Annotated in this window: 22 protein-coding genes, 1 pseudogene and 1 riboswitch; of the genes and pseudogenes, 16 read left to right on the forward strand and 7 right to left on the reverse strand. The window is 70.2% G+C overall.

Annotated elements, in window-relative coordinates:
* Positions 1 to 444 carry a succinate dehydrogenase, hydrophobic membrane anchor protein gene (sdhD, locus tag C0010_RS05915; RefSeq protein ID WP_105566150.1) on the reverse strand — a complete coding sequence of 148 codons (444 nt, stop codon included), beginning with the start codon at positions 442 to 444 and terminating at the stop codon, positions 1 to 3.
* Positions 444 to 869, reverse strand: a complete 426-nt coding sequence (gene sdhC / locus C0010_RS05920; protein ID WP_232531762.1) for a succinate dehydrogenase, cytochrome b556 subunit — start codon at positions 867 to 869, stop codon at positions 444 to 446. The genes sdhD and sdhC overlap by 1 nt, the downstream gene beginning before the upstream one ends.
* Before the next feature lie 135 nt (positions 870 to 1,004).
* Between sdhC and C0010_RS05925 the strand changes: the two genes are divergently transcribed.
* The 14 genes and pseudogenes from C0010_RS05925 (at position 1,005) to C0010_RS05990 (ending at position 16,339) form a co-directional block, all read left to right on the forward strand.
* Positions 1,005 to 2,117, forward strand: coding sequence for a mannose-1-phosphate guanylyltransferase (locus C0010_RS05925; RefSeq protein ID WP_105566152.1), 1,113 nt, complete (start codon positions 1,005 to 1,007; stop codon positions 2,115 to 2,117).
* Positions 2,118 to 2,273: 156 nt separating this feature from the next.
* Positions 2,274 to 3,359, forward strand: coding sequence for a BMP family lipoprotein (locus tag C0010_RS05930; RefSeq protein WP_105566153.1), 1,086 nt, complete (start codon positions 2,274 to 2,276; stop codon positions 3,357 to 3,359).
* A gap of 85 nt (positions 3,360 to 3,444) precedes the next feature.
* The gene (locus C0010_RS05935; protein WP_105566154.1) at positions 3,445 to 4,971 is read left to right on the forward strand and encodes an ABC transporter ATP-binding protein; all 1,527 of its coding nucleotides are present in this window, start codon (positions 3,445 to 3,447) and stop codon (positions 4,969 to 4,971) included.
* On the forward strand, positions 4,968 to 6,203 hold the full coding sequence (locus tag C0010_RS05940; RefSeq protein WP_105566155.1) for an ABC transporter permease: 1,236 nt from the start codon (positions 4,968 to 4,970) through the stop codon (positions 6,201 to 6,203). Before C0010_RS05935 ends, C0010_RS05940 begins: the two co-directional genes overlap by 4 nt.
* Positions 6,200 to 7,480, forward strand: a complete 1,281-nt coding sequence (locus tag C0010_RS05945) for an ABC transporter permease (RefSeq protein WP_105566156.1) — start codon at positions 6,200 to 6,202, stop codon at positions 7,478 to 7,480. Before C0010_RS05940 ends, C0010_RS05945 begins: the two co-directional genes overlap by 4 nt.
* 5 nt (positions 7,481 to 7,485) lie before the next feature.
* Positions 7,486 to 7,884, forward strand: a complete 399-nt coding sequence (locus tag C0010_RS05950) for a cytidine deaminase (RefSeq protein WP_105566157.1) — start codon at positions 7,486 to 7,488, stop codon at positions 7,882 to 7,884.
* 47 nt (positions 7,885 to 7,931) lie between these two features.
* Positions 7,932 to 9,290, forward strand: a complete 1,359-nt coding sequence (locus C0010_RS05955; RefSeq protein ID WP_174150327.1) for a thymidine phosphorylase — start codon at positions 7,932 to 7,934, stop codon at positions 9,288 to 9,290.
* 80 nt (positions 9,291 to 9,370) lie between these two features.
* On the forward strand, positions 9,371 to 10,504 hold the full coding sequence (locus C0010_RS05960) for an adenosine deaminase (RefSeq protein ID WP_105566158.1): 1,134 nt from the start codon (positions 9,371 to 9,373) through the stop codon (positions 10,502 to 10,504).
* A 69-nt stretch (positions 10,505 to 10,573) separates the two neighbouring features.
* A riboswitch (FMN riboswitch) is annotated at positions 10,574 to 10,730 on the forward strand.
* 60 nt (positions 10,731 to 10,790) lie between these two features.
* Positions 10,791 to 11,840, forward strand: a complete 1,050-nt coding sequence (ribD, locus tag C0010_RS05965) for a bifunctional diaminohydroxyphosphoribosylaminopyrimidine deaminase/5-amino-6-(5-phosphoribosylamino)uracil reductase RibD (RefSeq protein WP_105566159.1) — start codon at positions 10,791 to 10,793, stop codon at positions 11,838 to 11,840.
* Positions 11,840 to 12,448 (forward strand): annotated as a pseudogene (locus C0010_RS05970) (riboflavin synthase); the annotation flags it as partial. The gene ribD and the pseudogene C0010_RS05970, both read left to right, overlap by 1 nt.
* Positions 12,449 to 12,600: 152 nt before the next feature.
* A complete protein-coding gene (gene ribA, locus C0010_RS05975; protein ID WP_105566161.1) occupies positions 12,601 to 13,914 on the forward strand; it encodes a GTP cyclohydrolase II in 1,314 nt (437 codons plus the stop codon).
* Complete coding sequence (ribH, locus tag C0010_RS05980; RefSeq protein ID WP_105566162.1) at positions 13,911 to 14,381, forward strand: 6,7-dimethyl-8-ribityllumazine synthase; 471 nt, start codon at positions 13,911 to 13,913, stop codon at positions 14,379 to 14,381. The genes ribA and ribH overlap by 4 nt, the downstream gene beginning before the upstream one ends.
* 56 nt (positions 14,382 to 14,437) lie before the next feature.
* Positions 14,438 to 14,791, forward strand: coding sequence for a Fe-S protein (locus tag C0010_RS05985; protein ID WP_105566163.1), 354 nt, complete (start codon positions 14,438 to 14,440; stop codon positions 14,789 to 14,791).
* Between the two features lie 174 nt (positions 14,792 to 14,965).
* On the forward strand, positions 14,966 to 16,339 hold the full coding sequence (locus C0010_RS05990) for an MFS transporter (RefSeq protein WP_105566164.1): 1,374 nt from the start codon (positions 14,966 to 14,968) through the stop codon (positions 16,337 to 16,339).
* A gap of 92 nt (positions 16,340 to 16,431) precedes the next feature.
* Here the strand turns inward: C0010_RS05990 and C0010_RS05995 are convergent, their stop codons facing one another.
* The 4 genes from C0010_RS05995 to C0010_RS06010 are packed head-to-tail and all read right to left on the reverse strand — an operon-like array spanning position 16,432 to position 22,166.
* Complete coding sequence (locus tag C0010_RS05995; protein ID WP_105566165.1) at positions 16,432 to 18,996, reverse strand: glycoside hydrolase family 78 protein; 2,565 nt, start codon at positions 18,994 to 18,996, stop codon at positions 16,432 to 16,434.
* Positions 18,997 to 19,019: 23 nt separating this feature from the next.
* Positions 19,020 to 19,928: a carbohydrate ABC transporter permease gene (locus C0010_RS06000; RefSeq protein ID WP_105566166.1), complete on the reverse strand. Its 909-nt coding sequence runs from the start codon at positions 19,926 to 19,928 to the stop codon at positions 19,020 to 19,022.
* On the reverse strand, positions 19,925 to 20,818 hold the full coding sequence (locus tag C0010_RS06005) for a carbohydrate ABC transporter permease (protein ID WP_105566167.1): 894 nt from the start codon (positions 20,816 to 20,818) through the stop codon (positions 19,925 to 19,927). The genes C0010_RS06000 and C0010_RS06005 overlap by 4 nt, the downstream gene beginning before the upstream one ends.
* 58 nt (positions 20,819 to 20,876) lie before the next feature.
* Positions 20,877 to 22,166 (reverse strand): ABC transporter substrate-binding protein, encoded by a 1,290-nt coding sequence (locus tag C0010_RS06010; protein ID WP_105566168.1) that lies wholly within the window; start codon positions 22,164 to 22,166, stop codon positions 20,877 to 20,879.
* Positions 22,167 to 22,318: 152 nt separating this feature from the next.
* On the opposite strand from C0010_RS06010, the gene C0010_RS06015 reads away from it, so the two are divergent.
* Positions 22,319 to 23,302 (forward strand): LacI family DNA-binding transcriptional regulator, encoded by a 984-nt coding sequence (locus tag C0010_RS06015; RefSeq protein WP_232531764.1) that lies wholly within the window; start codon positions 22,319 to 22,321, stop codon positions 23,300 to 23,302.
* A gap of 27 nt (positions 23,303 to 23,329) precedes the next feature.
* Here C0010_RS06015 and C0010_RS06020 read toward each other — a convergent pair whose 3' ends face one another.
* On the reverse strand, positions 23,330 to 24,736 hold the full coding sequence (locus C0010_RS06020) for an MFS transporter (protein ID WP_105566170.1): 1,407 nt from the start codon (positions 24,734 to 24,736) through the stop codon (positions 23,330 to 23,332).
* Positions 24,737 to 24,858: 122 nt separating this feature from the next.
* Here C0010_RS06020 and C0010_RS06025 point away from each other — a divergent pair, with 122 nt between their 5' ends.
* Complete coding sequence (locus C0010_RS06025; protein ID WP_174150266.1) at positions 24,859 to 25,260, forward strand: MerR family transcriptional regulator; 402 nt, start codon at positions 24,859 to 24,861, stop codon at positions 25,258 to 25,260.
* The last annotated feature ends 42 nt before the right edge of the window (positions 25,261 to 25,302 follow it).

Below are 25,302 nucleotides of genomic sequence, written 5' to 3' on the forward strand. Positions count from 1 at the left end.
TTACGCGGCCTGGCACGCGTCCCAGAGAACGCTGTTCTCAGTGACGCCGAGGCACGGGTCGAAGGTGAACACGACGAGCGTGCCGAGGACGATCAGCAGGCCGGCTGCGGCCCAGATCGCGGTGATCAGCGAGGTGCGCAGCGCCTTGCGCTGCACGTAGTCGTTGACGATCGTGCGCATGCCGTTGGCGCCGTGGATGAAGGCGAGCCAGAGCATCAGCACGTCCCAGATCTGCCAGAACGGGCTGGCGAGCTTGCCGGCGACGAACGCGAAATTGATCGCGTGCACGCCGCCCTCAGGGATGATCAGGTTCGAGATCAGGTGGCCGAAGATCAGGATGACCAGGAGCACGCCGGAGACGCGCATGTACATCCAGCCCCACTTCTCCCAGTTCGAGCCCTTGCTGCGGGGCGAGCGCGGAGCGGCGATGGTGTCGGCAGTCATCAGTGGCCTCCCCCGAACACGTTCATCAGGTGGCGCGGTGTGAAGCCTGCCATCACGACGACCCAGAGCGCGATGACGACCCAGAACATCACGCGGTGGTAGCGGGCGCCCTTCGACCAGAAGTCGATGAGGATGATGCGCAGGCCGTTGAACGCGTGGTAGGCGATCGCGCCGACGAGGGCGACCTCGCCGACCCCCATGATCGGGGTCTGATAGGTGCCGATGACGGCGTCGTAGGCCTCAGGAGAGACCCGGATGAGAGCGGTGTCGAGCACGTGCACCAGGAGGAAGAAGAAGATGGCGACGCCGGTGATGCGATGCAGCACCCACGACCACATTCCCTCCGTGCCGCGGTAGAGCGTGCCCCGCGGCGTCTTCGAGGTGGTGTCCGACACCGACAGCGTCTGTCGTGTGGAACTGGACACGAGACAGCCTCCTTGTCGGTGCATGCGTTCCGGCGCGCGCAGAAGCAGCCGCGTCGTTGCCGTCCATCCTATTCCCAGCGGGATCACATCACGACGAAGGGCAACCTAACCGAGCCGCGCCGATAGCCTGGGGTGATGTCATCCGGAATCGACGACTTCTTCGCCGTCATCCCCGCCGGCGGAGTCGGTTCGCGCCTGTGGCCGCTCTCGCGCGCCGACGCCCCCAAGTTCCTGCACGACCTCACGGGCTCCGGCGTTTCGCTCCTGCGCAGCACCTGGGATCGCCTGCTGCCCCTCACGGGCGAAGACCGGATCGCCGTGATCACGGGCGCGAGCCATGGCGACGCCGTCGCGAAGAACCTGCCGGACATCCGGTGCGAGAACGTGTTCCACGAGCAGGACCCGCGCGAGTCCGCCGTCGCGATCTGCCTCGTCGCCGCCGTGCTCATGCGGCGGAACCCGGATGTCGTGATCGGCTCGTTCGCGGCCGACCACGTCATCACCCGCCAGCGGGCGTTCGAGTTCGCCGTCCGCCAGGCGGTCGCCGTCGCGCGCGAGGGCTACATCTGCACGATCGGCATCCAGCCGACGGAGCCGTCGGTCGGCTTCGGCTACATCCGCACGGGGGCCGAGCTCGTGATCGACGACGCCCCGACCGCCGCGGTCGTCGAGCGCTTCGTCGAGAAGCCCGACCTCGAGACGGCGAGGCGGTACTTCGCCGATCGCTCGTTCCTCTGGAACGCCGGCATGTTCATCTCGCGCGCAGACGTGCTGCTCGACGAGCTCGCCCGTCACGAGCCGGAGCTGCACGCTCAGATCGACGAGATCGCCGCCGCATGGGACGGGCCGGAGCGCGACGCCGTCGTCGATCGCGTCTGGCCGCACCTGAAGAAGATCGCCATCGACTACGCCGTCGCCGAGCCGGCGGCCGAGAACGGCCGCCTCGCGGTCGTGCCCGGCCAGTTCGACTGGGACGACGTCGGGGACTTCGCGAGCCTGTGGAACCTCGTCTCGAACGGCCGACGCCAGGAGATGACGATCCTGGCGGAGGAGGACCACGTGCTCGACGCCGACTCGAACGGCTTCGTCGTGTCGCAGACCGACCGCGTCATCGCGGTCGTCGGCCTCGACGACGTGATCGTCGTCGACACCGACGACGCCCTGCTCGTGACCAACAGCGAGCACGCCCAGCTCGTGAAGAACGTCGTGTCGTCGCTGCACCAGCAGGGCCGCGACGGCGTGCTGTGAACGCCGCGTGCCCGGTTTGTAACTATCCCGTTTCAGCACGCGCCCGGAGCTCGGAACGCACAACCCCCACGGGTTAGCGTGTGCACAATGCCCTGGGGCGCGCCGTCCGATCAGCGATTGCGCGAAGGGGCCTCGGTCTATGGAGGACACACCGTCATGAAGACGATCACTCGCTCGGCCCTCGGCGGCCTGGCCGTCATCAGCGCAGGCGCCCTGCTCGCGGGCTGCGGCGCTGCCCCCGAGGAGGACACCGCAGGAGGCGAGGGCGCGACCGACTTCCTGCCGTGCATCGTCTCCGACTTCGGCGGCTTCGACGACAAGTCGTTCAACCAGCTGTCGATGGAGGGCGTGCAGGAGGCGGCCGACGAGCTCGGCGGCGAGTTCAAGCAGGTCGAGTCGAACGCCGAGACGGACTACGCGCCGAACCTCGAGAACCTCGTCGCGCAGGGCTGCAACCTGATCACGGGCGTCGGCTTCGCGCTGGCCCCCGCGACCATCGAGAACGCGAACGCGAACCCCGACATCGACTTCGTCCTCGTCGACGACGCCGGCGACGCGGACGGCGACGGCCAGACCGACGCCGACAACCTCAAGCCCCTCCTCTACGACACGGCTCAGGCCGCGTTCCTGGCCGGCTACCTCTCGGCCGGCTATTCCGAGAGCGGAAAGGTCGGCACGTTCGGCGGCCAGGAGTTCCCGACCGTCACGATCTTCATGGACGGCTTCAAGCAGGGCGTCGACTACTACAACGAGGAGAAGGGCGCCGACGTCCAGGTCGTCGGCTGGGACGGCAGCACAGGCACCTTCACCGGCGGCTTCGAGGCCGGCCCCGAGGCCAAGACGGCCGCGCAGAACATCATCGACCAGGGCGTCGACGTGCTGCTGCCGGTCGGCGGCCCGATCTACCAGTCGGCCCTGCAGGCGATCAAGGAGGCCGACCGCGACATCGCGCTGATCGGCGCCGATGCGGACCTGTTCGAGACCGACCCGTCGACGGCCGACGTCGTGCTGACGTCGATCCTGAAGAACATGCACCTGTCGACCTACGAGGCGACGATGTCGAGCGCGAACGGCGAGTTCGACGCGACTCCGTACATCGGCACGCTCGAGAACGACGGCGTCGGTCTCGCCGACCTGCACGACTTCGCGGACAAGGTCGACCAGGGCCTGCTCGATGAGGTGGCCGCCCTCGAGGAGTCCATCATCGCGGGTGACGTCACCGTCGAGTCGTACCTCGGCTGAGGCGTTCGACGCCGGGAAGGGAGATCGGTTCGCACCGGTCTCCCTTCCTCTGTGAGGACCTGAACACCCGAATAGGATCAACGACATGAAGCTGGAACTGCGCGGCATCACCAAGAGGTTCGGCGCGCTCACCGCGAACGACCACATCGACCTGGCGATCGAACCGGGCGAGATCCACTGCCTCCTCGGTGAGAACGGTGCGGGCAAGTCGACGCTGATGAACGTGCTCTACGGCCTCTATCAGGCCGACGAGGGCGACATCGCGATCGACGGCGAGGTGCGCTCCTTCGCGGGCCCCGGCGACGCCATGGCCGCGGGGATCGGCATGGTGCACCAGCACTTCATGCTCATCCCCGTCTTCACGGTCGCCGAGAACGTCATGCTCGGCCACGAGCAGACCCGCGTCGGCGGGCGGCTCGACCTCGCGGCGGCGCGCGCGAAGGTGCGCGAGATCTCCGATCGCTTCGGGTTCCACGTCGACCCGGATGCCGTGGTCGAGGACCTCCCCGTCGGCGTGCAGCAGCGCGTCGAGATCATCAAGGCCCTCTCCCGCGACGCCGAGGTGCTCGTGTTCGACGAGCCGACCGCCGTGCTGACGCCGCAGGAGACCGACGAGCTGATGGCGACGATGCGCCAGCTCAAGGCCGCGGGCACGTCGATCGTCTTCATCACCCACAAGCTCCGCGAGGTGCGCGAGGTCGCCGACCGCATCACCGTCATCCGGCTCGGCAAGGTCGTCGGCGAGGCCGAGCCCACCGCGACGAACGCAGAGCTCGCCTCGCTCATGGTCGGCCGCGCGGTCGAGCTGACGGTGCACAAGGAGCCCCCGACCCTCGGCGACGTCGCCCTCTCCGTCGATTCGCTGACGGTCACGGACGAGTTCGGCACCGTAGTGGTCGACGACGTGTCGTTCCAGGTGCGCGGGGGCGAGGTGCTCGCGATCGCCGGCGTGCAGGGCAACGGGCAGACGGAGCTGACCGAGGCGCTCGTCGGCCTGCAGGAGCGCGTCGCGGGGAGCGCCAGGTTGAACGGTCGGGAGCTGATCGGCCGCGACGTGCGCGCGATCCTCGACGACGGTGTCGGCTTCGTGCCGGAGGACCGCAGCGTCGACGGCCTCGTCAAGGAGTTCTCGATCGCCGAGAACCTGATGCTCGATCGCTCCTTCGGCGAACCCTTCGTCAGCCGTGGCAGCGTGAAGCCGCGGGTTCTCGCGGAGTTCGCGCGCGAGAAGATCGACGAGTTCGACATCCGGACCCAGGGGCCCGAGCAGGCGGCCGGCCGACTGTCGGGCGGCAACCAGCAGAAGGTCGTGCTCGCGCGCGAGCTGAGCCGCGAGCTGTCGCTGTTCATCGCGGCCCAGCCCACCCGCGGCGTCGACGTCGGTTCGATCGAGTTCATCCACAAGCGCATCATCGAAACCCGTGATTCGGGCATCCCCGTCATCGTGATCTCGACCGAGCTCGACGAGGCCGCCGCTCTGGCCGACCGGATCATGGTGATGTACCGGGGCAAGGTCGTCGGCATCGTCGGCGGCGACGCGTCGCGCGACGAGCTCGGGCTGATGATGGCGGGCGAGAGACCTGGCACGACCGACGGAGGGACCGAGGCATGACGTCCGCGGAGACCGCGGTGCCCCAGCCCTCGCGCTGGCACCGCGCACTGCAGCAGATCACGACGGGCGGCGCCGCGATCGCGGTGCTCTCGATGGTGCTGGCGATGTTGGCCGGCTCCATCCTGATCGCGATCACCGACCCCGAAGTGCAGGCGGCGGCCGGGTACTTCTTCGCGCGCCCCGTCGACACGTTCGCGGCGATCTGGGACGCCGTCTCCGGCGCGTACATCGCCCTCTTCCAGGGCGCCGTGTACAACCCGCACGCGGCGACCTTCGCGGGGCAGATCAAGCCGCTCACCGAATCGCTGAAGTTCGCGACCCCGCTGATCGCGGCAGGGCTCGGCGTCGGCCTGGCGTTCCGCGCCGGCCTGTTCAACATCGGCGGCCAGGGCCAGATGCTGATGGCGGCCGCCGCCGCCGGCTACGTCGGCGCCTACATGAACCTGCCGGTCGGCCTGCACCTCGTCCTCGCTGTCGCCGCCGGCATCGCGGGCGGGGCCATCTGGGCCGGCATCGCCGGCTACCTCAAGGCGAGGACGGGCGCCCACGAGGTGATCCTCACGATCATGCTCAACAACATCGCCTTCTACCTGCTCGCCTGGATGCTGGCGACGCAGGGCATCCTGCAGGCGCCCGGTTCGAACAACCCGAAGACGGCGCCGATGGAGCCCACGGCGCTGCTGCCGCAGCTGCTCGGCGAGAGCTTCAACCTGCACGCGGGTTTCCTGATCGCCCTCGCCGCCGTCGCCTTCACGTGGTGGCTGCTCGAGCGCTCGAGCCTCGGCTTCCGCCTGCGCGCCGTCGGCGAGAACCCCCACGCGGCACGCGTGGCCGGCATCGACGTGAGCCGCTCGTACGTCATCGTGATGCTCATCGCGGGCGGCCTGGTCGGCATCGCCGGCGTGAGCCAGGTGCTCGGCACGGTGCCGACGGGCTTCGGCGGCGACATCGACGCCGGCATGGGCTTCGACGCCATCACGGTGGCGCTCCTGGGCCGCTCCACCCCGCTCGGCATCCTGGGCGCCGGCATCCTGTTCGGCGCGTTCAAGGCCGGCGGCTTCTCGATGCAGGCCGCGGAGCAGGTGCCGAACGAGGTCGTGCTCGTCGTGCAGGCGCTCATCGTGCTGTTCATCGCGGCTCCCCCGCTCGTGCGCGCGATCTTCCGCCTGCCCGATCCCGCGGGGCCCCGGAGGCGAAAGCAGAACGGGAAGACGAAGGAGGTGGCCCGATGACCGCCGTCGCCGAGCCCGTCGTGTCGGGTGCCCAGCGCCGCGTCACGATCGTGTCGTGGAAGGTCCCGGTGATCTACGCCGTCGTCACGGTGCTGTTCGCCCTCCTCCCTCTGTTCGCGCCCCGCTCCGGCGCCGCCACCTTCCGCCTCGTCCGCAGCGCCGAAGCGGCGATCCAGATCCCGGATGTCGTGCTGCCCGCAAACCCGACGGCGTGGGTCTGCGTCGTGCTGATGGCCGCCGCCGCGGTGTTCGCCGTGCTGCGCACCCGCGCGAGCCAGCCGACGCCGCTGTGGACGACGGTGGCCTTCACGATCGTTCTGCTGATCGGCTTCCTCGCGTGGGCCGCGGCGGGCTCGACGCTGCCGATGATCGGTCTGCTCGTCGGCTCCCTCGCGCTCGCGACGCCGCTGATCTTCGGCGCGCTCGGCGGCGTGATCGGCGAGCGCGTCGGCGTCGTCAACATCGCGATCGAGGGCCAGCTGCTCGCCGGCGCGTTCTCGGCCGCGTTCGTCGGCTCGATCACGGGCACGCCGTGGCTCGGCCTGCTCGCCGCCATGATCGCCGGGCTGCTCGTCGGCCTCGTGCTCGCGGTCTTCGCCATCACGTACTTCGTGAACCAGATCATCGTCGGCGTCGTGCTGAACGGCCTCGTCGCCGGCCTGACCACGTTCTTCTTCAGCACGATGATGGCCGACAACACCGAGACGCTGAACTCGCCCGAGCTGTTCCGTGTGATCTCGGTCCCGCTGCTCAGCGAGATCCCGATCATCGGCCCCGTGCTCTTCCAGCAGACGATCGTCACCTACCTCATGTACGCCGTCGTCGCGATCGTCTGGTACGGCCTGTACCGCACCCGCTGGGGCCTCCGCCTCCGCGCCGTCGGCGAGCACCCGCAGGCCGCCGACACCGTCGGCATCAACGTCGCGCGCACCCGCTACCTGAACGTGATGCTCGCGGGCGCGATCGCCGGCATGGGCGGCGCGTTCTACACGCTCGTGTCGAACCCGCAGTTCGGCCGCGAGATGACCGGCGGCGCCGGCTACATCGCGCTGGCCGCCCTGATCTTCGGCAAGTGGGATCCGATCCGCGCGACCCTCGCGGCGCTGCTGTTCGGCTTCGCCACCAACCTGCAGGGCGTGTTCAGTGTGATCGGCTCCCCCGTGCCGAGCCAGTTCATGCTCATGCTCCCCTACGTCGTGACGCTTTTCGCCGTCGCCGGCCTGGTCGGGCGCTCGCGCCCGCCCGCCGCCTCCGGCCAGCCGTACATCAAGGAGTGACCAGGATGACCGAGATCGATTGGGCCGGCCTGCGCGGCCGCGCCGCCGACGCGATGCGGCGCGCGTACGCCCCGTACTCCGGCTACCCCGTCGGCGCGGCGGCGATCGTCGACGACGGCCGCATCGTGACCGGATGCAACGTCGAGAACGCTTCGTACGGCGTCGGCCTGTGCGCCGAGTGCGGCCTCGTCTCCGACCTGACGATGTCGGGCGGTGGGAAGCTCACGGCGTTCGTGTGCGTGAACGCCGACGACGAGGTGATCATGCCGTGCGGCCGCTGCCGGCAGCTGCTCAACGAGCATGCCGCCGACGGCATGCTGCTCGAGACCGTCAGCGGCATCCGGACGATCGACCAGGTGCTCCCCGACGCCTTCGGTCCGCGCGACCTCGACGCGGTGCGCTGAATGACGCGGGAACCGTTCGACCAGGTGCTGACGGGCGTGGTGCGCTGATGGCTCTGGAGCCCTTCGACGCGATCGATGTCATCGCGGCCAAGCGGGACGGCGGCGCCGTGCCGGAGCCGGAGCTGCGCTGGTTCGTCGACGCGTTCGACCGCGGCGTCGTCACCGACGCGCAGATGGCGGCCTTCGCCATGTCGGTGCGCTTCAACGGCATGGGCCGCGACGAGATCCGCGTGCTGACGAGCGCCATCATCGATTCCGGTGAGCGCATGGACCTTTCGGGGCTCGGCAGGCCGACCGTCGACAAGCACTCCACGGGCGGCGTCGGCGACAAGATCACCCTTCCCCTCGCCCCGCTCGTCGCGAGCTTCGGCGTCGCCGTGCCGCAGCTCTCGGGCCGCGGCCTCGGCCACACGGGCGGCACGCTCGACAAGCTCGAGTCGATCCCCGGCTGGCGCGCCGAGCTGACGAGCGCCGAGATCCGGGAGCGCCTGCGCGACAACGGCGCCGTCGTGTGTGCGGCGGGCTCCGGCCTCGCCCCGGCCGACAAGCGGCTCTACGCCCTGCGCGACGTGACCGGCACGGTCGAGTCGATCCCCCTGCTCGCGTCGAGCATCATGTCGAAGAAGCTCGCGGAGGGGCCGGACGCCCTCGTGCTCGATGTGAAGTTCGGATCAGGCGCGTTCATGACCGATCCGGATCTCTCGCGCGAGCTGGCCGAGACGATGGTCTCGCTCGGCGAGGACTCCGGCGTGCGCACCGTGGCCCTGCTGACCGATATGAGCGCGCCGCTCGGCCGCACGATCGGCAACGCGAACGAGGTGCGCGAGGCCGTCGAGGTGCTCGCGGGCGGCGGGCCGGCGGACGTCGTGGAGCTGACGCTCGCGCTGGCCCGCGAGATGCTCGACCTCGCGGGCCTGCCCGACGCCGACCCGGCCGCCGCCCTGCGCGACGGCCGGGCGATGGACGCGTGGCGCGCCATGATCCGCGGCCAGGGCGGCGACCCGGATGCGGCGCTGCCGGCGCCGCGGGAGTCTCACACCGTGCGGTCCGAGCGGTCGGGCGTGCTCACGGGGCTCGACGCGAAGGCGTTCGGCGTCTCGGCCTGGCGCCTCGGCGCCGGGCGCTCCCGCCCCGACGACGCCGTCGCGCATGCCGCGGGCATCGACCTGCACCGAGTCGTCGGCGACGCGGTCGCGGCGGGCGACGCCCTGTTCACGCTGCACGCCGACGACGCCGCGCGCTTCCCGCGGGCCCTCGCGTCGCTCGAGGGCGCGTGGCGCATCGACGATGCGGCGGCGGGCGGCCGCCCGCCGCGCGTCGCGGCCCGCATCGACGCGAACGGGTTCGCGCCGGCGCTGTCACGCCCGGCCGACACGGCACTGCCGTTCCCGTCGGGAACTGAATAGGCTGGTCCGGCGGGTTCCGCGGCCGCAGGCGCCGCCGCATCCGGAACCATCCGCGAGGCCCACGAATCCGGGAGTTCACCATGGCGCGCCAGAACAACAGCAAGTCGCAGCAGCGGCACGAGGCGACGATCGAGGGCGTTCCCGTCAGGAGCCTGCCCAAGGTCGCGCTGCACGAGCACCTCGACGGCGGCCTCCGGCCGGGCACCGTGCTCGACCTCGCGCGCGAAGCGGGCGTCGAGGCCCCCGCCGGCACGGCGCGGGAGCTCGGCGAGTGGTTCGCCGAACAGGCGAACGCCGGCAGCCTCGAGGGCTACCTGCAGACCTTCGAGCTCACGATCGCGGTGCTGCAGACGCGCGACGCGCTCACACGAGCAGCCCGCGAGCTCGTCGAAGACCTCGCGAACGACGGCGCGATCTACGCCGAGGTGCGCTGGGCGCCCGAGCAGCACACGTCGGGCGGGCTGACGATGGCAGAGGCCGTCGAGGCCGTGCAGGAGGGCATCGAGCTGGGCGAGGACGACGCCGAGGCAGCCGGCCGCTCCATCCGGGTCGGGCAGATCCTCAGCGCCCTGCGGCAGGGGCCGAACTCGCTCGAGGTCGCCGAGCTCGCGCTCGACTTCCGCGACGAGGGCGTCGTCGCCTTCGACCTCGCGGGCCCCGAGGCCGGCTACCCCGCGTCGGCTCACCGAGACGCGCTCGACCTGCTCACGACCGAGTTCTTCCCCGTCACGTTGCACGCGGGTGAGGCCGACGGCCTCGACTCCATCCGAAGCGCCCTGCTCGACGGCCGCGCCCTGCGCCTCGGGCACGGGGTGCGCATCGCCGACGACCTCGAGATCATCGCCGAGGAGGGCGAAGACGTGCGGGTGCGGCTCGGCGACCTCGCGGCCTGGGTGCGCGACCGCGAGATCGCGCTCGAGATCGCGCCGTCGTCCAACATGTCGACCGGGGCCATCTCGCGGTGGGGAAATCGCATCGAGGACCACCCCTTCGACCTGCTCTACCAGCTCGGCTTCGTCGTCACGGTGAACACCGACAACCGCCTGATGAGCCGCACGACGCTGACGCGCGAGATCGCGCAGCTCGCCGACGCGTTCGAGTACACGCTCGCCGACGTCGAGCGCTTCCAACTGAACGCCGCCGCGAGCACGTTCCTGCCCGTCGAGCAGCGCGAGGAGCTGATCGACCTCATCAGCGAGGGCTTCGATCGGTGATCGAGCCGGCGGTAACAGGGCGTCAGGGAATGATCCGCCCAGCGGCGTGGTTGTAGAGTGACAGCAAGAAACGTGCTCCGGGGTCGGTGAGAATCCGAACCGGCGGTGACAGTCCGCGAGCGCCGCGGAGGCCATGGGCCGAAGCGGCGTTGATCCGGTGGGATTCCGGAACCGACGGTGATGCGAGGCCCAGGCCCCGCGTAGTCCGGATGGAAGGCAGCACGGGCGGCGCTCAGGGTGCCGTTCGCAGACCCCGGTGACGGCAGGACCGAACCGGGGAGGCGAGATGGCGGCGAACGAGGCGGAGCGCAGCGCGATGGCGCGCGCCCTCGAGCTCGCCGAGCGCGGCCCCCGCGGGCGCAACCCGCAAGTGGGCGCCGTCATCCTCTCCCCCGCCGGCGATGTGCTCGCCGAGGGCTGGCACCGCGGCGCCGGCACGGCCCACGCGGAGGTCGACGCGCTCTCGAAGCTTCCGGATGGCGCCGCGCGCGGCGCGACCGCCGTCGTCACGCTCGAGCCGTGCAACCACACCGGCCTGACCGGCCCGTGCGCCGAAGCGCTGATCGCCGCCGGCATCGGCCGGGTCGTGTTCGCGGTCGACGACCCCGGCCCGGCATCGGGCGGCGGGGCCGAGCGCTTGGCCGCCGCGGGCATCGAGGCTGAGCCGCACGTGCTGCGCGCCGAGGGTGAGGCGCTGCTGGGCAGCTGGCTCGACGCCGCCGCGCTCGGCCGCCCGCACGTGACGGTGAAGTGGGCGCAGTCCCTCGATGGGCGCGCCGCCGCGGCCGACGGCACGAGCCAGTGGATCACGGGCCCGGATGCCAGGGCCGACGTGCATCGCGAGCGCGCGAGGGCCGACGCGATCGTCGTCGGGACGGGCACCGCGATCGCCGACGACCCCGCCCTCACGGCGCGCACGGGCGACGGCCTCGACGCGCACCAGCCGGTGCCCGTCGTGATCGGTGCGCGGGAGCTGCCGGCGACCGCGCGCCTCTACGACCACCCCCACGAGCCGCTCGTGTACGCGACGCACGACCTCCGCGCCGTGCTCGCCGATCTGCGCGAGCGCGGGCTGCACCGCGTCTTCGTCGAGGGCGGCCCGACCCTCGCGAGCGCGTTCCTCGCGGCCGGCCTCGCCGACCGGGTGCTCGCCTACGTCGCCCCCGTGCTCATCGGCGGCGACCGACTCGCGGTCGCCGACATCGGCGTCGGCACGATCGGCGAGGCCCGCCGCCTCGTCGTCGACCGAGTGACGCCGCTCGGGCACGACATCCGCTTCGACGCCCGCTTCGCGGACGCGTCGGCACAGACCATGCAAGAAGAAGGAGAGCGCTGATGTTCACCGGAATCATCGAGGAGATCGGCGAGATCGCCCAGGTCGGGCCGTACGGAGACGGCGTGCGCCTGTCGATCCGCGCGCCGAAGGCCGTCAGCGACGCCTCGCACGGCGACTCGATCGCGATCAGCGGCGTCTGCCTCACGGTGGTCGACCACAACGAGTACGGCTTCACGGCCGACGTGATGCGGCAGACCCTCGACATGTCGACGATCGGCTCCTTCGCGCCCGGAACGCGCGTCAACGTCGAGCGCGCCATGACGGCCGGCGCCCGGCTCGGGGGGCACATCGTGCAGGGCCACATCGACGGCACGGGCCAGGTGCTGAACGTCACGCCCGGCGAGCAGTGGAGCGTCATCCGGATCGGCATCCCCGCGAGCCTCGCACCGCTCGTCGTCGACAAGGGCTCGATCGCGGTCGACGGCACGTCCCTCACCGTGAGCGCCGTCAGCGCGGCCGGTGAGCCGACGGGGTGGTTCGAGGTGTCGCTCATCCCCGAGACGCTGCAGGCGACGACGCTCGGCGAGCGTCGCCCCGGCGACCGCGTGAACCTCGAGACCGACATCCTCGCCCGCCACGTCGAGCGGCTGCTCGCCTTCGACAAGCCCGCCGCGACGCAGCTGCACGCGCCGATCGGCGAGCTCGACGAGAACCGCGAGGGCGCCCACGCCTCCTCGAGCGCGTTCGCGACGACCGACACCCCTCCCGCGGACTACTCGATCCTGTCGTCCGCCGACACCGCCGAGCCTGGAGCCGCCCGATGACCGCAGCAGACCTCGCATCGATCGAGGAAGCCGTCGCGGCGCTCCGCGAGGGGCGCCCCGTGATCGTCGCCGACGACGAGGACCGCGAGAACGAGGGCGACGTCATCCTGTCGGCCGAGCTCGCGACGCAGGAGTGGATGGCCTGGACCGTGCGGTACACGTCCGGCTACCTGTGCGCCCCGATGCCGGCCGAGTGGGCCGATCGCCTCGAGCTGCCGCCGATGGTGGCCCACAGCGAGGACGCCCGCGGCACGGCATACACCGTCAGCGTCGATGCCGCCGCCGGCGTCACGACCGGCATCAGCGCCCACGACCGCGCCCGCACCGTGAACGTCCTGGCCGACCCCGATTCCGGCCCCACCGACGTGATCCGCCCCGGCCACATCCTGCCCCTGCGAGCCGTGCCCGGCGGCGTGCGCGAGCGCGCCGGCCACACCGAGGCCGCGGTCGACCTGATGCGCGTCGCCGGCCTGGCCCCCGTCGGCGTCATCGGTGAGATCGTCGCCGACGACGGCAGCATGATGCGCCTTCCCGGCCTCATCGAGATGGGCCGCCGCGAGGGCATCCCCGTCACGACGATCGAACGCCTGGCCGCGTACCTGAACGAGCACGACGACACCCCGAAGGCCGGCACGTCGCTGCGCCCCGTCAGCCTGCGCGCCGACGCGATCGTGCCGACCAGGCACGGCACCTTCCGCTTCCTCGCGTACAAGGACCGCACGACGGGCACCGATCACCTCGCGATCGTGTCGGGCGATCTCGCTCAGCAGGACGCACCTCTCGTGCGCGTGCACTCGGAGTGCCTGACGGGCGAGGCCTTCGGCTCGGAGAAGTGCGAGTGCGGCCCGCAGCTCGACGCGGCCCTGGCTCGCATCGAGGCGGACGGCGGCGCCGTCATCTACATGCGCGGGCACGAGGGGCGCGGGATCGGCCTCATCAACAAGCTGCGCGCCTACGCGCTGCAGGAGCAGGGTCTCGACACCCTCGACGCCAACACCGCGCTGGGACTTCCCGCCGACGCGCGCGACTACGCGGCGGCCGCCGGCATCCTCGCCGACCTGGGCGTCGGGAGCATCCGGCTCCTCACGAACAACACCGACAAGGTCGACCAGCTGCGCGGCTTCGGCATCGACGTCGCCGAGCAGGTGCCGCTCATCGTCGGGGTCGGCCCGAACAACCACCAGTACCTGCAGACCAAGCGCGACCGGATGGGCCACATCATCGGCGAGGCCGAGCTGGCTGCTGCCGTCGCGCTCATGCACGAGGAAGCCCACCAGGGCGAGAGCACGGAAGGGAACGAGCGCCGATGAGCGTCGAAGGAGCACCGCAGGCGGACCGCGTGGACGGCACCGGTCTGAACGTCACGGTCGTCGCCGGCATGTGGCACGAGCAGATCTCGGACGGCCTGATCGCCGGCGCTGTGCGCGCGCTCGACGAAGCGGGCGCCGCGCACACCCTCGTCAGGGCACCCGGCGCGTTCGAGCTGCCCGTCATCGCGAAGGCCGTCCTCGAGGGCGGTGCCGACGCGGTCGTGGCGCTCGCCGTGATCATCCGGGGTGGCACGCCGCACTTCGAGTTCGTGGCGAACGCCGCCACCGACGGGCTGACGCGCGTCGCGCTCGACACCGGCAAGCCCGTGGGCTTCGGCGTGCTGACGACCGACGACGAGCAGCAGGGCCTCGACCGGGCCGGCCTCCCCGGCTCGAAGGAGGACAAGGGCGCCGAGGCCGCCGACGCGGCCCTGCGCACGGCGGTGCTGCTGCGCGGCCTGCGCTGACGCGCGGGTTCGCGCTCCCCCTTTGAACGAGGCGTTTTTCTACGTAGGGTAGAAACATGGAGATCCTGCGCCACGCCGTCCTGTTCGTCCACCTGATCGGCTTCGCCCTGCTGTTCGGCGGCTGGTTCGTCGAGGTCGTGCAGCGCACGTTCCGGGTGAACATGGTGATGAACCTCGGGATGATCGTCGCGTTCGTCGCCGGCCTCGCGCTCTCGGCGCCGTGGGGCGTGAGCTACGACCTCAACTACACCAAGATCGGCGTCAAGCTCGTCGTGCTGATCGTGATCGGCGCGCTGATGGGCATCTCGTCGGCGCGGGCCAAGAAGGACCGCCCGCTGCCGGTGTGGACCTTCTGGGCGATCGGCGCGCTCACGCTGCTGAACGCCGGCCTCGGGGTGATGTGGCGGTAGCACCGACGCCGGATGGGCGGGTACGGGAGTAAGATAGCTCCTTGTGCCCGGCCACGACGCCGCACGCCGCTTCGGGCGGGGCGTGGCGCGATCCGCTGCGCGGCCGCCGGAGCCACCCAGCAGACCCCACCATCCGGCCTGCCTTTCATCCGCTCTGACAGCTGAAGGCAGCACATGACCAGCACCTCACAGGCGACGCCGAAGCCGGGCGCGCCGCTCAACTCCCGCGGCCGAGTGATCGCCGCGAGCCTCGTCGGCACGACGGTCGAGTTCTACGACTTCTACGCTTACGCGACCGCCGCCGCCCTCGTCTTCCCTCACCTCTTCTTCCCGTCGTTCAGCCCGACCGCCGGCCTGCTCGCGTCGTTCGCCGTCTTCGGCGCGGCGATGGTCGCGCGCCCGATCGGCGCCATGGTGTTCGGTCACTTCGGCGACACGTTCGGCCGCAAGTCGACGCTCGTGGCGTCGCTGCTCACGATGGGCATCGCGACGTTCCTCATCGGCCTCCTGCCGACCTACGACTCGATCGGCGTCTGGGCCGCCGCCCTGCTGCTCGTCCTCCGCCTCGCGCAGGGCTTCGCGCTCGGCGGCGAGTGGTCGGGCGCAGCGCTCGTCGCGACCGAGAACGCCCCGGAGGGCAAGCGCGCGCTGTACGGCACGTTCCCGCAGCTGGGCGCGCCCATCGGGTTCATCATCGCGAACGCGGTCTTCCTCGTGCTGAACTACTCGCTCCCCGGCGATGCGGCCAACGTCGACCACGCGTTCCTCACCTGGGGCTGGCGCGTGCCGTTCCTGTTCTCGGCCGTGATGGTCATCATCGGACTGTGGGTGCGCCTGAAGCTCGTCGAGTCGGAGGCGTTCCAGAAGATCTCCGAGAAGGGCGAGGTCAAGAAGGCCCCCATCGGCTACGTCTTCAAGAAGTACTGGTGGCAGCTGATCCTCGGCACGTTCATCATGCTGGCCACGTACGTGCTGTTCTACCTGATGACGAACTTCACGCTGGCCTACGGCACTGCCCCGACCGACGCAGCCGTTCCCGGCCTGGGCTTCGCGCGCACAGATTTCGTGCTGATGCAGATCTTCGGCGTCGTGTTCTTCGGCGTCTTCACGCTCGTCTCCGGCCCCCTCGCCGACGCGATCGGACGCCGCAGACTGCTGATCTGGGTGACATCCGGGATCATCGCGCTCGGCCTCGTGTACTCGGTGTTCCTGCTGCCGCAGGCCAACGCGGAGTTCACGGGCGCGCTCGCGCAGACATTCCTCATCTTCGGCTTCACTCTGATGGGCCTCACGTTCGGCCCGATGGGCGCCCTCCTGCCCGAGCTGTTCCCGACCACCGTGCGCTACACGGGCTCGGCCGTGGCGTACAACGTGTCGTCGATCCTGGGCGCGTCCGTCGCCCCGCTCGTCGCGATCAAGCTGTGGGAATTCGGCGGCGGCAACCCGTGGCTCGTCGGCGTCTACATGTCGGCGGCGGGCGTGCTCACGCTGATCGCCCTCATCCTGAGCAAGGAGACGAAGGACATCGACCTCGAGACGATGGACTGAGTCGAGGCACGTACACGGCGGTGGCCCCGGATCGGATGATCCGGGGCCACCGCCGTGTACGGAAGGCCGCCGGGCCTTCCGCACCGCGCCGCTCAGCCGGTGACGACGCGCTCGAGCGCTGAACCGGGCTCGACCTCGATCGCCTGCTCGACGCCGGGCAGGCGCACCTCGGCGTCGACGCCCGTCGGCACGGACAACCGGTACGCGATTCCGCCGTCCACTCGGCGCCAGGAGCCTTCGATCCGGCCGTAGGGCGAGTCGAAGCTGACGTCCGCGTGCTCGAGGCCGCCGCCCGGCTGCGGCGCCCACACAACGCGGCGGTACGCAGGCGCGGCCGGCGAGAGCCCGCCGATCACCCGGTGCATCCAGTCGGCGACCGACCCCAGCGCGTAATGGTTGAAGGATGTCATCTCGCCCGGGTTGATCGAGCCGTCCGGCAGCATCGAGTCCCAGCGCTCCCAGATCGTCGTGCCGCCCTGACGCACCGTGTACAGCCACGACGGGCACTCCGTCTCGAGGAGAAGGTCGTAGGCGGCGTCGAGGTGACCCGTCTCGGTCAGCGCATCGGAGATCACCGGGGTGCCCGCGAACCCCGTCGCGATCCGGTTTCCGGCTTCCCGGACGAGCTCCGCGAGCCGCGCTCCCGCCGATCGCGCTTCGCTGGCCGACAGCAGGCCGAAGCGGATCGCAAGGGCGTACGCGGTCTGAGCATCGCTCGTCAAACGCCCGTCCGGAAGGACGTACTCCGCGCGGAACGCGTCCCTCGCCTCGCCGGCGACGCGGGTATAGCGCTCGGCCTCAGCGGTGCGCCCGACGATGGTCGCGAGCTCAGCCATGCGCCGAGTCGTGTGCGCGAAGTGCGCCTGAGCGACGAGGTAGCGATCAGTGAGCCCCGCCGCCGGGTCCTCCGGAGGCGCGGCCGGGTCCAGCCAATCGCCCAGCTGATGGCCGGAGCGCCACACGCGAGCGGCCCCCGCCTCGCGGATCATCCGCTCGACCCAGGCCTTGGCGCTGTCGTACTGCTCGGCGAGGATCCGCGCATCGCCGAAGCGTTCGTGCACGGTCAGCGGCGTCAGCACGGCCACGTCGCCCCAGACCGCACCCGTCTCGATCGGTTCCCACGTCGGTCCACCCGGGATCACGGGGACGAACCACGGCACTGTGCCGTCGTCCAGCTGCTCCACCGCCACGTCCCGCAGCCAGCTCTCCAAGAAGCCCGAGCAGTCGTAGAGGTATGACGCCGTCGGCGCGAACACCTGGATGTCGCCCGTCCAGCCGAGGCGCTCGTCGCGCTGGGGACAGTCGGTCGGGATGCTGACGAAATTGCCGCGCATCCCCCACAGGACGTTCTCGTGCAGACGGTTCAGGTCGTCGTTCGACGAATGGAACCTTCCCGTGCGGCGCATGTCGGTGTGCATCACCCGGGCGACGACGTCACCGGGACGAATCTGGTCCAACCCGTGCACGGTCGCGTAGCGGAATCCGTGGAACGTGAACCGCGGCTCCCACGCACGAGGACCGGAACCGTCGAGCGTCAGCACGTCCTGCGCGTCAGCGAGGCGGAGGGGGCGCGTTCCGAGCGCGCCCCGCTCGAGAACCTCCGCGTGCCTCATCTCGACGCGATGCCCGGCCGGGCCATCCGCGCGCACGCGCAGGCGCCCGACGAGGTTCTGCCCGAAGTCGAGCAGGAAGCCGCCGTCGTCCGTCGGCTCGACCGAGACCGGAGCGAGTTCCTCCGTCACCCGCACGGGCGGCAGCGCGGGTGCCACGAGCGTCGCCGGATCGCGGCGCCCGACGGCGACGGGCGACCATGCGCCGACGACGGCGCGTGGCTCCGACCATCCGCCGACCTCCTCGCGCGCATCGTGCTTCTCGCCGTCGTACAGGCTCGCCAGCAGGATCGGGCTCGGTGCCGCCTGCCACGCGGCGTCGGTCGCGACCGTGACGACCGAGCCGTCGTGTCCCTCGACCTCGAGCTGCGCGAGGAGCGACTGGTCGGTGCCGTATAAGTCGCGGTAGCCGCCGTTGAAGCCGAGCCGCCCGCGATACCAGCCGTCCGCGAGCCACGCGCCGATCACGTTCTCGCCCTCGGCCACCTGTTCGGTGACGTCGAAGGTCCAGTAGACGAGGCGTTCGTCGTAGCTCGTCCAGCCGGGCAGGAGCTCGTGGTCGCCGATGCGGCGGCCGTTGATCTCGACCTCCGCAAGGCCGTGCGCCGTCACATAGAGCCGTGCGCGGGCGACACCAGACGGCACCGTGAAGGCGCGGCGGACGAGTGCGGGGCGACGCTCGGTATCGGGTTCCTCATGCCACCCGGCGCCGACCGGGACCGCTCGCCAGTCGTCCGGCGAGAGCAGTCCCGCCTCGACGACGGCGGTGTCGCCCCAGTCGGACCAGGCGCCGTCCGCTCCGCGCACCCGTACGCGCACGGCGACACGTTCGCGCGAGGCGAGCGGTGCGAACGGCCAATCGACGAGGACCTGCTCCGGACCCGTCCCCTGTGCGACCTCGACGCCGTCGCCGCGTGACGCCTCGGCCTGCCATCCTGCCTGACGCCAGCCTGGGGCCGCGACGATGCGCCACGAGATCCGCGGTGCGGGGGTGCCGACGCCCAGGGCGTGCTCGAGGTGCTCGAATCGAGGCGCGGACACGCGCATAGTGGATCCCTTCTGCCGCGCCGTCATCCCTTCACGGCTCCCGCCGTCAGGCCCTTCTGGATGCTCTGGTTGAGCACGAGGTAGATGATGAGGAGCGCGAACACGTTGATGCTGACGGCCGCGAACAGCGGGCCGTACTGGGTCGTTCCGAAATTGCCGTTGAAGTTGAGCAGCCCGACCTGCAGCGTCCGGAGGTTGCCCGTGTTGGCGAACGTCAGCGCGATCAGCAGGTCGTTCCAGAAGAAGAAGAACTGCACGAGGCCGACCGTGAACAGGCCGTTTCGCATCATCGGCAGCGCGATCGAGAAGAACTGCCGGTAGATCGACGCTCCGTCGAGGGTCGCCGCCTCGAAGACTTCGCGCGGAATAGCGCGGAAGTACGTCGCCATGAGGAACACCGTCAGAGGCATGCCCGTCGCGGTGTAGGTCAGGAACAGTGGCCACAGAGTACCCGTGAGCCCGATCTGAAAGTACGCGCTGAACAGCGGCAGGAGGATCATCTGCGTCGGCACCATGATCCCGGCCAGGAAGATCAGCAGCACACTGCCGCGCCCCTTCCAGACGAGCACCTCGAGCGCGAAAGCCGCGGCAGTTCCGAACAGCAGCATGCTTGCGAGGGCCGGAAGCACCGTGACTGCGCTGTTGAGCATGGCCGTGCCGAGATCGGCCGTCTGCCATGCCGTGATGTAGTTCTCGAAGTTCCACTGCTGAGGAAGCGCCCACGTGGGCTCCTCGAGGAACTCGCGCTGCGTCTTGAACGACCCGAGGAACAGCCAGACCAGCGGGTAGCCGACGATGACGAGCAGGCCGGTGACGGCGATCCACAGCGGCAGGCGCTTGAGTCGGAGCCGGCGAGAGCGCAGCGGCGCTCTGCCGCGGGGGCGACCGGATCGGCCGGTGGTGATGACCCGGGTGGACTGCGAGAGGCTCATCGAGTGCGCTCCTTGGTGAGGTCGCGGCGCGAGGCGCGGAAGATGAACAGCGTGACGATGAGGCAGATGATCGTAAGCAGCATCGCCAGCGTGGATCCGTAGCCGTACTCGCCGTACGTGAAGGCGTGGTCGAAGACGGAGATCGTGAGCGGGCTGGTCGACGTTCCCGGCCCGCCGCCCGTGAGCGCCATGATGCTGTCGAACACTTTGAGCGTGCCGTTGATCGAGAAGATGAGCGACGAGACCAGCACGGGCAGCGACAGCGGCAGGATGATGTGCTGCACGAGCCGCCATCCGCTCGCCCCGTCCATCCGGGCCGATTCGAGGACGTCCTCCGGGATGTCGACGAGCCCCGCGTAGAGCAGCACGCCGTAGAAGCCCATCGAGCGCCAGATGTCCATGATCGCGATCACGACGAAGGCGCTGCCGCCGTCACCGAACCAGTCGACGGGAACACCGCCGAAGCCGGCGAGCACCGAGTTGACCACGCCGTCCGTCGGCGCGATCGCGAACAGCTGCTGGAAGAGCAGCGCGACGGCCACCGTCGGCATCACGATCGGGAAGAACACCAGCGTGCGCACGATTCCCGACGCGCGGCTGAGGCCGAACACGTACAGCAGCGACAGCAGGTAGCCGACCACGACTTGGCCGATCGTCACGACGACGGCGTACTTGAGCGTGAACAGCAGTGCCTGGTGCGCCTCGGCGTCGCCGATGAGCCGAACGAAGTTGTCGACTCCGACGAACTGGAATCCGCTGATCGCGTTGCCCTCGAACAGGGTGTAGCCGAGCGACCACACCACGGGCAGCAGCATGACGACGGAGTAGATGATCAGCGCGGGTGCCAGCAGCGTGAAGGCGGCGCGACGGTCTCCGAGAACGTTCTTCATAGGGGTGTCTCCTGCGGGCGCGGGCGGCGACGACCCTGCGTCGCCGCCCGCGGACGGGTCACTGGTCGCCTTGGACCTTCTGCATGAACTCCTCGGCGGAGATGCTTCCGGTCACGAGCGGGGCCGCGTTGCGCTGTGCGGTCGTCGTCGCCTCGGCCGAGAGGAGTGCCTCGAACCAGAGCACGGTCGTCTCCGTGTTCGCGACCTGGTCCTGCACCATGGCGGTCAGCTCGGGGATGTCCTCGACCTCGTCGTTCAGAGCGAATCCGGACACCCGGTTCTCCTGCGCGAGCGCCGTGGCCCCGTAGTTCTCGACGATGCACTCGAGCCACGGCGTCGTGTCGTCGTTGACCAGGTTCGCGTTCATCGTGAGCGGCAGCCCGACGTTGGCGGCGAGCTGGGTGCGGTCGCCCGCACCGCCCTCGACAGCAGGGAACGGCATGAAGCCGACGTTCTCGGTGCCGATCTGATTCATCTCGGGGTCGTTGAGCCCGCTGAGGAACCAGCTGCCCATGTAGAACATCGCGGCGGACCCGTTCAGGAACTGGTTCTCGCTCGTCGCCATGTCGATGGATCCGACGCCTTCGCCGAACCACCCCTCCGCGCCGAGGTCGGCGATCGCCTGCGCCGCGGCGACGTACTCCGGATCGGTCAGGCTCGCCTCGCCGTCGGCCACCTTCTGCAGGGCGTCGGGGCCGAGATCACGGAAGATGTAGCCCGAGATGAGGCGCGTCAGAGGCCAGCCCTGCTCGCCGCTCGCCGAGAACGGCTGCACGCCGGCGTCGCTGAGGGCGCCCGCCGCCGAGACCAGGTCGTCGAAGGTCTCCGGCTCATCGATGCCGTTGTCGGCGAAGATCTGCTTGTTGTACCAGATGCCCTCGACGTTGTACTCGAACGGAAGAGCGCGGAACCCGCCGTAGAGCGATTCGATGGTCGACACTGCGGCCGGCTCGATCTGGTCCGCGATCCCGAGGTCGCCGAGGACCTCGGAGAAGTCGGCGATGTGTCCCGCGTCGGCGAGCTCCGCCGTCAGCGACGGCGCGTTGCCGGCGGAGAACAGCACGGGCAGCGCGCCCTGGCCCGCGAGCAGCTGGAGCTGCTGGTCGAGGTTCGTCTGCGGCGTCGTCTCGATCTCGAGCGGCATCGCCTCGGCTTCGGCCGAGCACGCCCCCGCAGCGAGGGTCTCGAGAACAGCGGGCACTTCCGTGTTCTCTACGTTGACGAGAACGCTGAAGGCGTCGGCGCTGGCGCTTCCTCCTCCGCCCCCGCAGGCGGCGAGCGCGAGCACGGATGCCCCAGCCGCGGTCGCCACTGTCGTTCGGGTGATGGTCTTCCTGGTGAGCTTCATGAATCCTCCTCGATTCGCGGTCACATTCCACACGGATTTGAAGCGCTTCAAAGCTACACTTGAACCGCTTCAATTGCAAGAGTCCGCAGAACTGCGGCAAGAATGGGATCGCTATGTCACTCACACCCGCGGTCGGACGAGGACGTCCGGCGATGAAAGACGTCGCCCTCCGTGCCGGGGTGTCCCTCGGCACCGTCTCGAACGTGCTCAACAACCCGACCGTCGTCAGCACGGCCACGCGCGAGCGAGTCGAGCGGGCGATCGCCGAGCTCGGGTTCGTCCGGAACAACGCGGCTCGCCTGCTGGCGGCCGGGCGCAGCGACACGATCGGATTCGTCGTGGTCGACCTCGGCAACTCGCTGTTCCTCGATATCGAGCGCGGCATCGAGGCCGGGCTCGACGAACAGGGGAAGCGCCTCATCCTCGCGAACAGCGACGTCGACTTCGACAAGCAGAAGGCACACCTGGAGCTCTTCGAGGAAGCACAGCTCGGCGGCGTGGTCCTCGCCCCGCTCGACGGACCGCTCGACGCGGCCGTCGCTGCGCGCGAGCACGGCATGCCCCTCGTGCTCGTGAACTGGCCGGGCGACGGCAACAGCTGCGGGGTGCAGGCAGACGACGAGCACGGCGGCTATATCGCCGCGCAGCACCTCATCGCCCAGGGGCGCACCCGGCTCATGTTCTCCGGCGGCCCGTTCTCGCTCTCAGCGGTCGCGAGCCGTCTCCGCGGGGCCGAGCGCGCGGTGGCCGAAGCACCGGGCGTGTCGCTCGAGATCATCGAGACCGAGCGCATCACGGTGCGCGGAGGCACGGCTCTCGGCGACGAGCTCGCCGCGAGGAGCCCGCGCAACCGACCGGATGGCCTCGTCGCCGCCGCCGACGCCCTCGCCTCCGGCGCCATACACTCCCTCCTCGTCGCCGGGATCCGCGTCCCGGAGGACATCGCCGTCGTGGGCCACGACAACAACCACTTCGCGCATGACACTGCTGTGCCGATCACGTCCGTCGCCCAGCCGGGCCACGACATGGGCCTCACGGCCGCGGCGCTCCTGCTCGAGGAGATCCTCACCCCAGAGGAGCACACGCACCGCACAGTGACGATGCAGCCGTCCCTCGTCGTGCGTTCCTCGAGCTGACGGCTGGCCCTGCGCGGCACGCGGGGCTCACCGCGGGGCCCGGCGGGAGCGCTTCTCCGAACGGATCAGCACGACTGCGAGGACCGCGCCGGCGAGCGCGACCGCGGCGTTGAAGCCGAACGCCCACGCGAAGCCCGGAGTGCCGGCGATGCGGGTGACGATGATCGTCAGGATCGCGATGCCGACCGCGTTCGAGACGTACTGCGCCGATGTGAGCACGGCTCCCGCGGCGCCGCTGAGCTCGGCGGGCACGCCCGTGTTGCCGAGCACGAACACCGATGTGAAGACCATGCCGTGGCCGAGCCCGCTCACGAGGAGGCCAGGGAACATCCCGGCCCAGAACGATTCGACGCCGAGCATGGTCGCGAGCATCAGCAGACCCACCGCAGACATGCCGAAGCCGAGCAGCAGCACGCGCGGCGCCGACCACGACTTCAGCAGGCGCCCCGCCCAGAGGTTCCCGGCCGTGACGAGCACCGCCAGCGGCAGGAACGCGATGCCCGCAGCCAAGGGTGAGAGGTCGCGCTGGTCCTGCAGGAACAGCGTGATGACGAAGAACTCCGTGCCGACGCTCGACATGTACAGCGCCGCGGCGAGCGCGCCCCGCCGCACGTTCGCGAGCCGGCGGAGCGACCGCGCGACGAGCGGCGTCGCCGAACGCCGCTCGTTGACGAGAAAGGCGAGCAGGGCGACGAGGGCGATCGCCCCGACGGCGACGGGCACGACCCCGTCGTCGGCGGTCTCGCCGAGCAGAGTGAGGGCGGACACGACGAGCAGGATGGCCGCCGTGCCGAGCGCCGTCGAGGCAACGGGCATGCGGGCACCGGCCGTGCCTGCCCGGACGGTGTCGGTCATCCGGCGCGCGCCCCAGATGCAGGCGAGCACGATCGGGATGTTGACCAGGAAGATGAGGCGCCAGCTCACCTCGGTGAAGACGCCGCCGAAGACGACGCCCGCGGCGAGGCCCGAGGCGCCGACGGCGCCCCAGACGGAATAGGCGCGGGCCCTGGCGGGCTCGACCGGGAAGCCGGTCGACAGCAGCGCGAGGATCGCGGGCGACAGGAAGGCCGCGGCGACCCCTTGCAGGGCGCGCCCGGCGATCACCATCCACTCGGCCCCGGCGGCGCCCGCGAGGATGCTGGCCGCGCCGAACACCCCGAGCCCCGCGACAAAGACCCTGCGGGCGCCGAGCCGGTCGACGACAGCTCCCCCGAACAGCAGGAAGCCGGCGAAGGGCAGCGCGTAGGCCGTGACGAGCCACTGCAGCACGGCGGGTTCCATGCCCAGGTCCGCCCCGATGGTCGGCATCGCGACGTAGACGATCGAGAAGTCCATGGCGATGGCGAACTGGGCGAGCCCCAGCGTCGCGAGCGAGCGGCGCTGCGTCGTGTCCATCGCCGCGGACGCTGCGGATGCCTGCTGTCCGGTGCTCATGTCGCGAGGGTAGATCTTGACATCAGTGTGAAGTTCAAGCCCGCTGCGGAGATCCGTCGGTGCGCGACCGAGTGGCTGTGATCATCGATGCCCCGGATCCGCGGCGCGGGTACGATCGGGGCATGTCGTCGAAGCAGGCGGATACGACGCTCGCTGGCGGCGACGTGCTGTCCGTCGGGCGGCTCGCCGATGCCAGCGGCGTCAGCACGCGCTCCATCCGGTACTACGAGGAGCAGGGCCTGCTCGAATCCCGGCGCACGCAGGCGGGGCACCGCCGCTTCGCTCCCGAGACGATCGACAGGGTAATCCTGATCCAGCGCCTCTTCGCCGCGGGCCTGAGCAGCCGGGAGATCGAACCGGTGCTCCCCTGCATGGTCGACGAGAGCGCTCGCACCTCGCTGCTGGTCGACGTGCTGCGCGACCACCGGGAGCGGCTCGCGCAGGAGATCCGGAAGCAGCGTGAGACCGTGCGCGTCCTCGATGAGGTCATCGAAGAGTTCGACACGGTGCGGCACCGCCGCTGACCGCGAACAGCGGCGGCCCCGGATGATCCGGGCCGCCGCCGT

This window comes from Microbacterium halophytorum (assembly GCF_002970975.1).
Lineage (GTDB): Bacteria > Actinomycetota > Actinomycetes > Actinomycetales > Microbacteriaceae > Microbacterium > Microbacterium halophytorum.

What these genes read in the sequence shown, in the direction of transcription:
- sdhD (WP_105566150.1), bottom strand. Translation starts at nt 444, where the DNA reads ATGACTGCCGACACCATCGCCGCTCCGCGCTCGCCCCGCAGCAAGGGC.
- C0010_RS05925 (WP_105566152.1), top strand. Translation starts at nt 1,005, where the DNA reads ATGTCATCCGGAATCGACGACTTCTTCGCCGTCATCCCCGCCGGCGGA.
- C0010_RS05930 (WP_105566153.1), top strand. Translation starts at nt 2,274, where the DNA reads ATGAAGACGATCACTCGCTCGGCCCTCGGCGGCCTGGCCGTCATCAGC.
- C0010_RS05935 (WP_105566154.1), top strand. Translation starts at nt 3,445, where the DNA reads ATGAAGCTGGAACTGCGCGGCATCACCAAGAGGTTCGGCGCGCTCACC.
- C0010_RS05940 (WP_105566155.1), top strand. Translation starts at nt 4,968, where the DNA reads ATGACGTCCGCGGAGACCGCGGTGCCCCAGCCCTCGCGCTGGCACCGC.
- C0010_RS05945 (WP_105566156.1), top strand. Translation starts at nt 6,200, where the DNA reads ATGACCGCCGTCGCCGAGCCCGTCGTGTCGGGTGCCCAGCGCCGCGTC.
- C0010_RS05950 (WP_105566157.1), top strand. Translation starts at nt 7,486, where the DNA reads ATGACCGAGATCGATTGGGCCGGCCTGCGCGGCCGCGCCGCCGACGCG.
- C0010_RS05955 (WP_174150327.1), top strand. Translation starts at nt 7,932, where the DNA reads ATGGCTCTGGAGCCCTTCGACGCGATCGATGTCATCGCGGCCAAGCGG.
- C0010_RS05960 (WP_105566158.1), top strand. Translation starts at nt 9,371, where the DNA reads ATGGCGCGCCAGAACAACAGCAAGTCGCAGCAGCGGCACGAGGCGACG.
- ribD (WP_105566159.1), top strand. Translation starts at nt 10,791, where the DNA reads ATGGCGGCGAACGAGGCGGAGCGCAGCGCGATGGCGCGCGCCCTCGAG.
- ribA (WP_105566161.1), top strand. Translation starts at nt 12,601, where the DNA reads ATGACCGCAGCAGACCTCGCATCGATCGAGGAAGCCGTCGCGGCGCTC.
- ribH (WP_105566162.1), top strand. Translation starts at nt 13,911, where the DNA reads ATGAGCGTCGAAGGAGCACCGCAGGCGGACCGCGTGGACGGCACCGGT.
- C0010_RS05985 (WP_105566163.1), top strand. Translation starts at nt 14,438, where the DNA reads ATGGAGATCCTGCGCCACGCCGTCCTGTTCGTCCACCTGATCGGCTTC.
- C0010_RS05990 (WP_105566164.1), top strand. Translation starts at nt 14,966, where the DNA reads ATGACCAGCACCTCACAGGCGACGCCGAAGCCGGGCGCGCCGCTCAAC.
- C0010_RS05995 (WP_105566165.1), bottom strand. Translation starts at nt 18,996, where the DNA reads ATGCGCGTGTCCGCGCCTCGATTCGAGCACCTCGAGCACGCCCTGGGC.
- C0010_RS06000 (WP_105566166.1), bottom strand. Translation starts at nt 19,928, where the DNA reads ATGAGCCTCTCGCAGTCCACCCGGGTCATCACCACCGGCCGATCCGGT.
- C0010_RS06005 (WP_105566167.1), bottom strand. Translation starts at nt 20,818, where the DNA reads ATGAAGAACGTTCTCGGAGACCGTCGCGCCGCCTTCACGCTGCTGGCA.
- C0010_RS06010 (WP_105566168.1), bottom strand. Translation starts at nt 22,166, where the DNA reads ATGAAGCTCACCAGGAAGACCATCACCCGAACGACAGTGGCGACCGCG.
- C0010_RS06015 (WP_232531764.1), top strand. Translation starts at nt 22,319, where the DNA reads ATGAAAGACGTCGCCCTCCGTGCCGGGGTGTCCCTCGGCACCGTCTCG.
- C0010_RS06020 (WP_105566170.1), bottom strand. Translation starts at nt 24,736, where the DNA reads ATGAGCACCGGACAGCAGGCATCCGCAGCGTCCGCGGCGATGGACACG.
- C0010_RS06025 (WP_174150266.1), top strand. Translation starts at nt 24,859, where the DNA reads ATGTCGTCGAAGCAGGCGGATACGACGCTCGCTGGCGGCGACGTGCTG.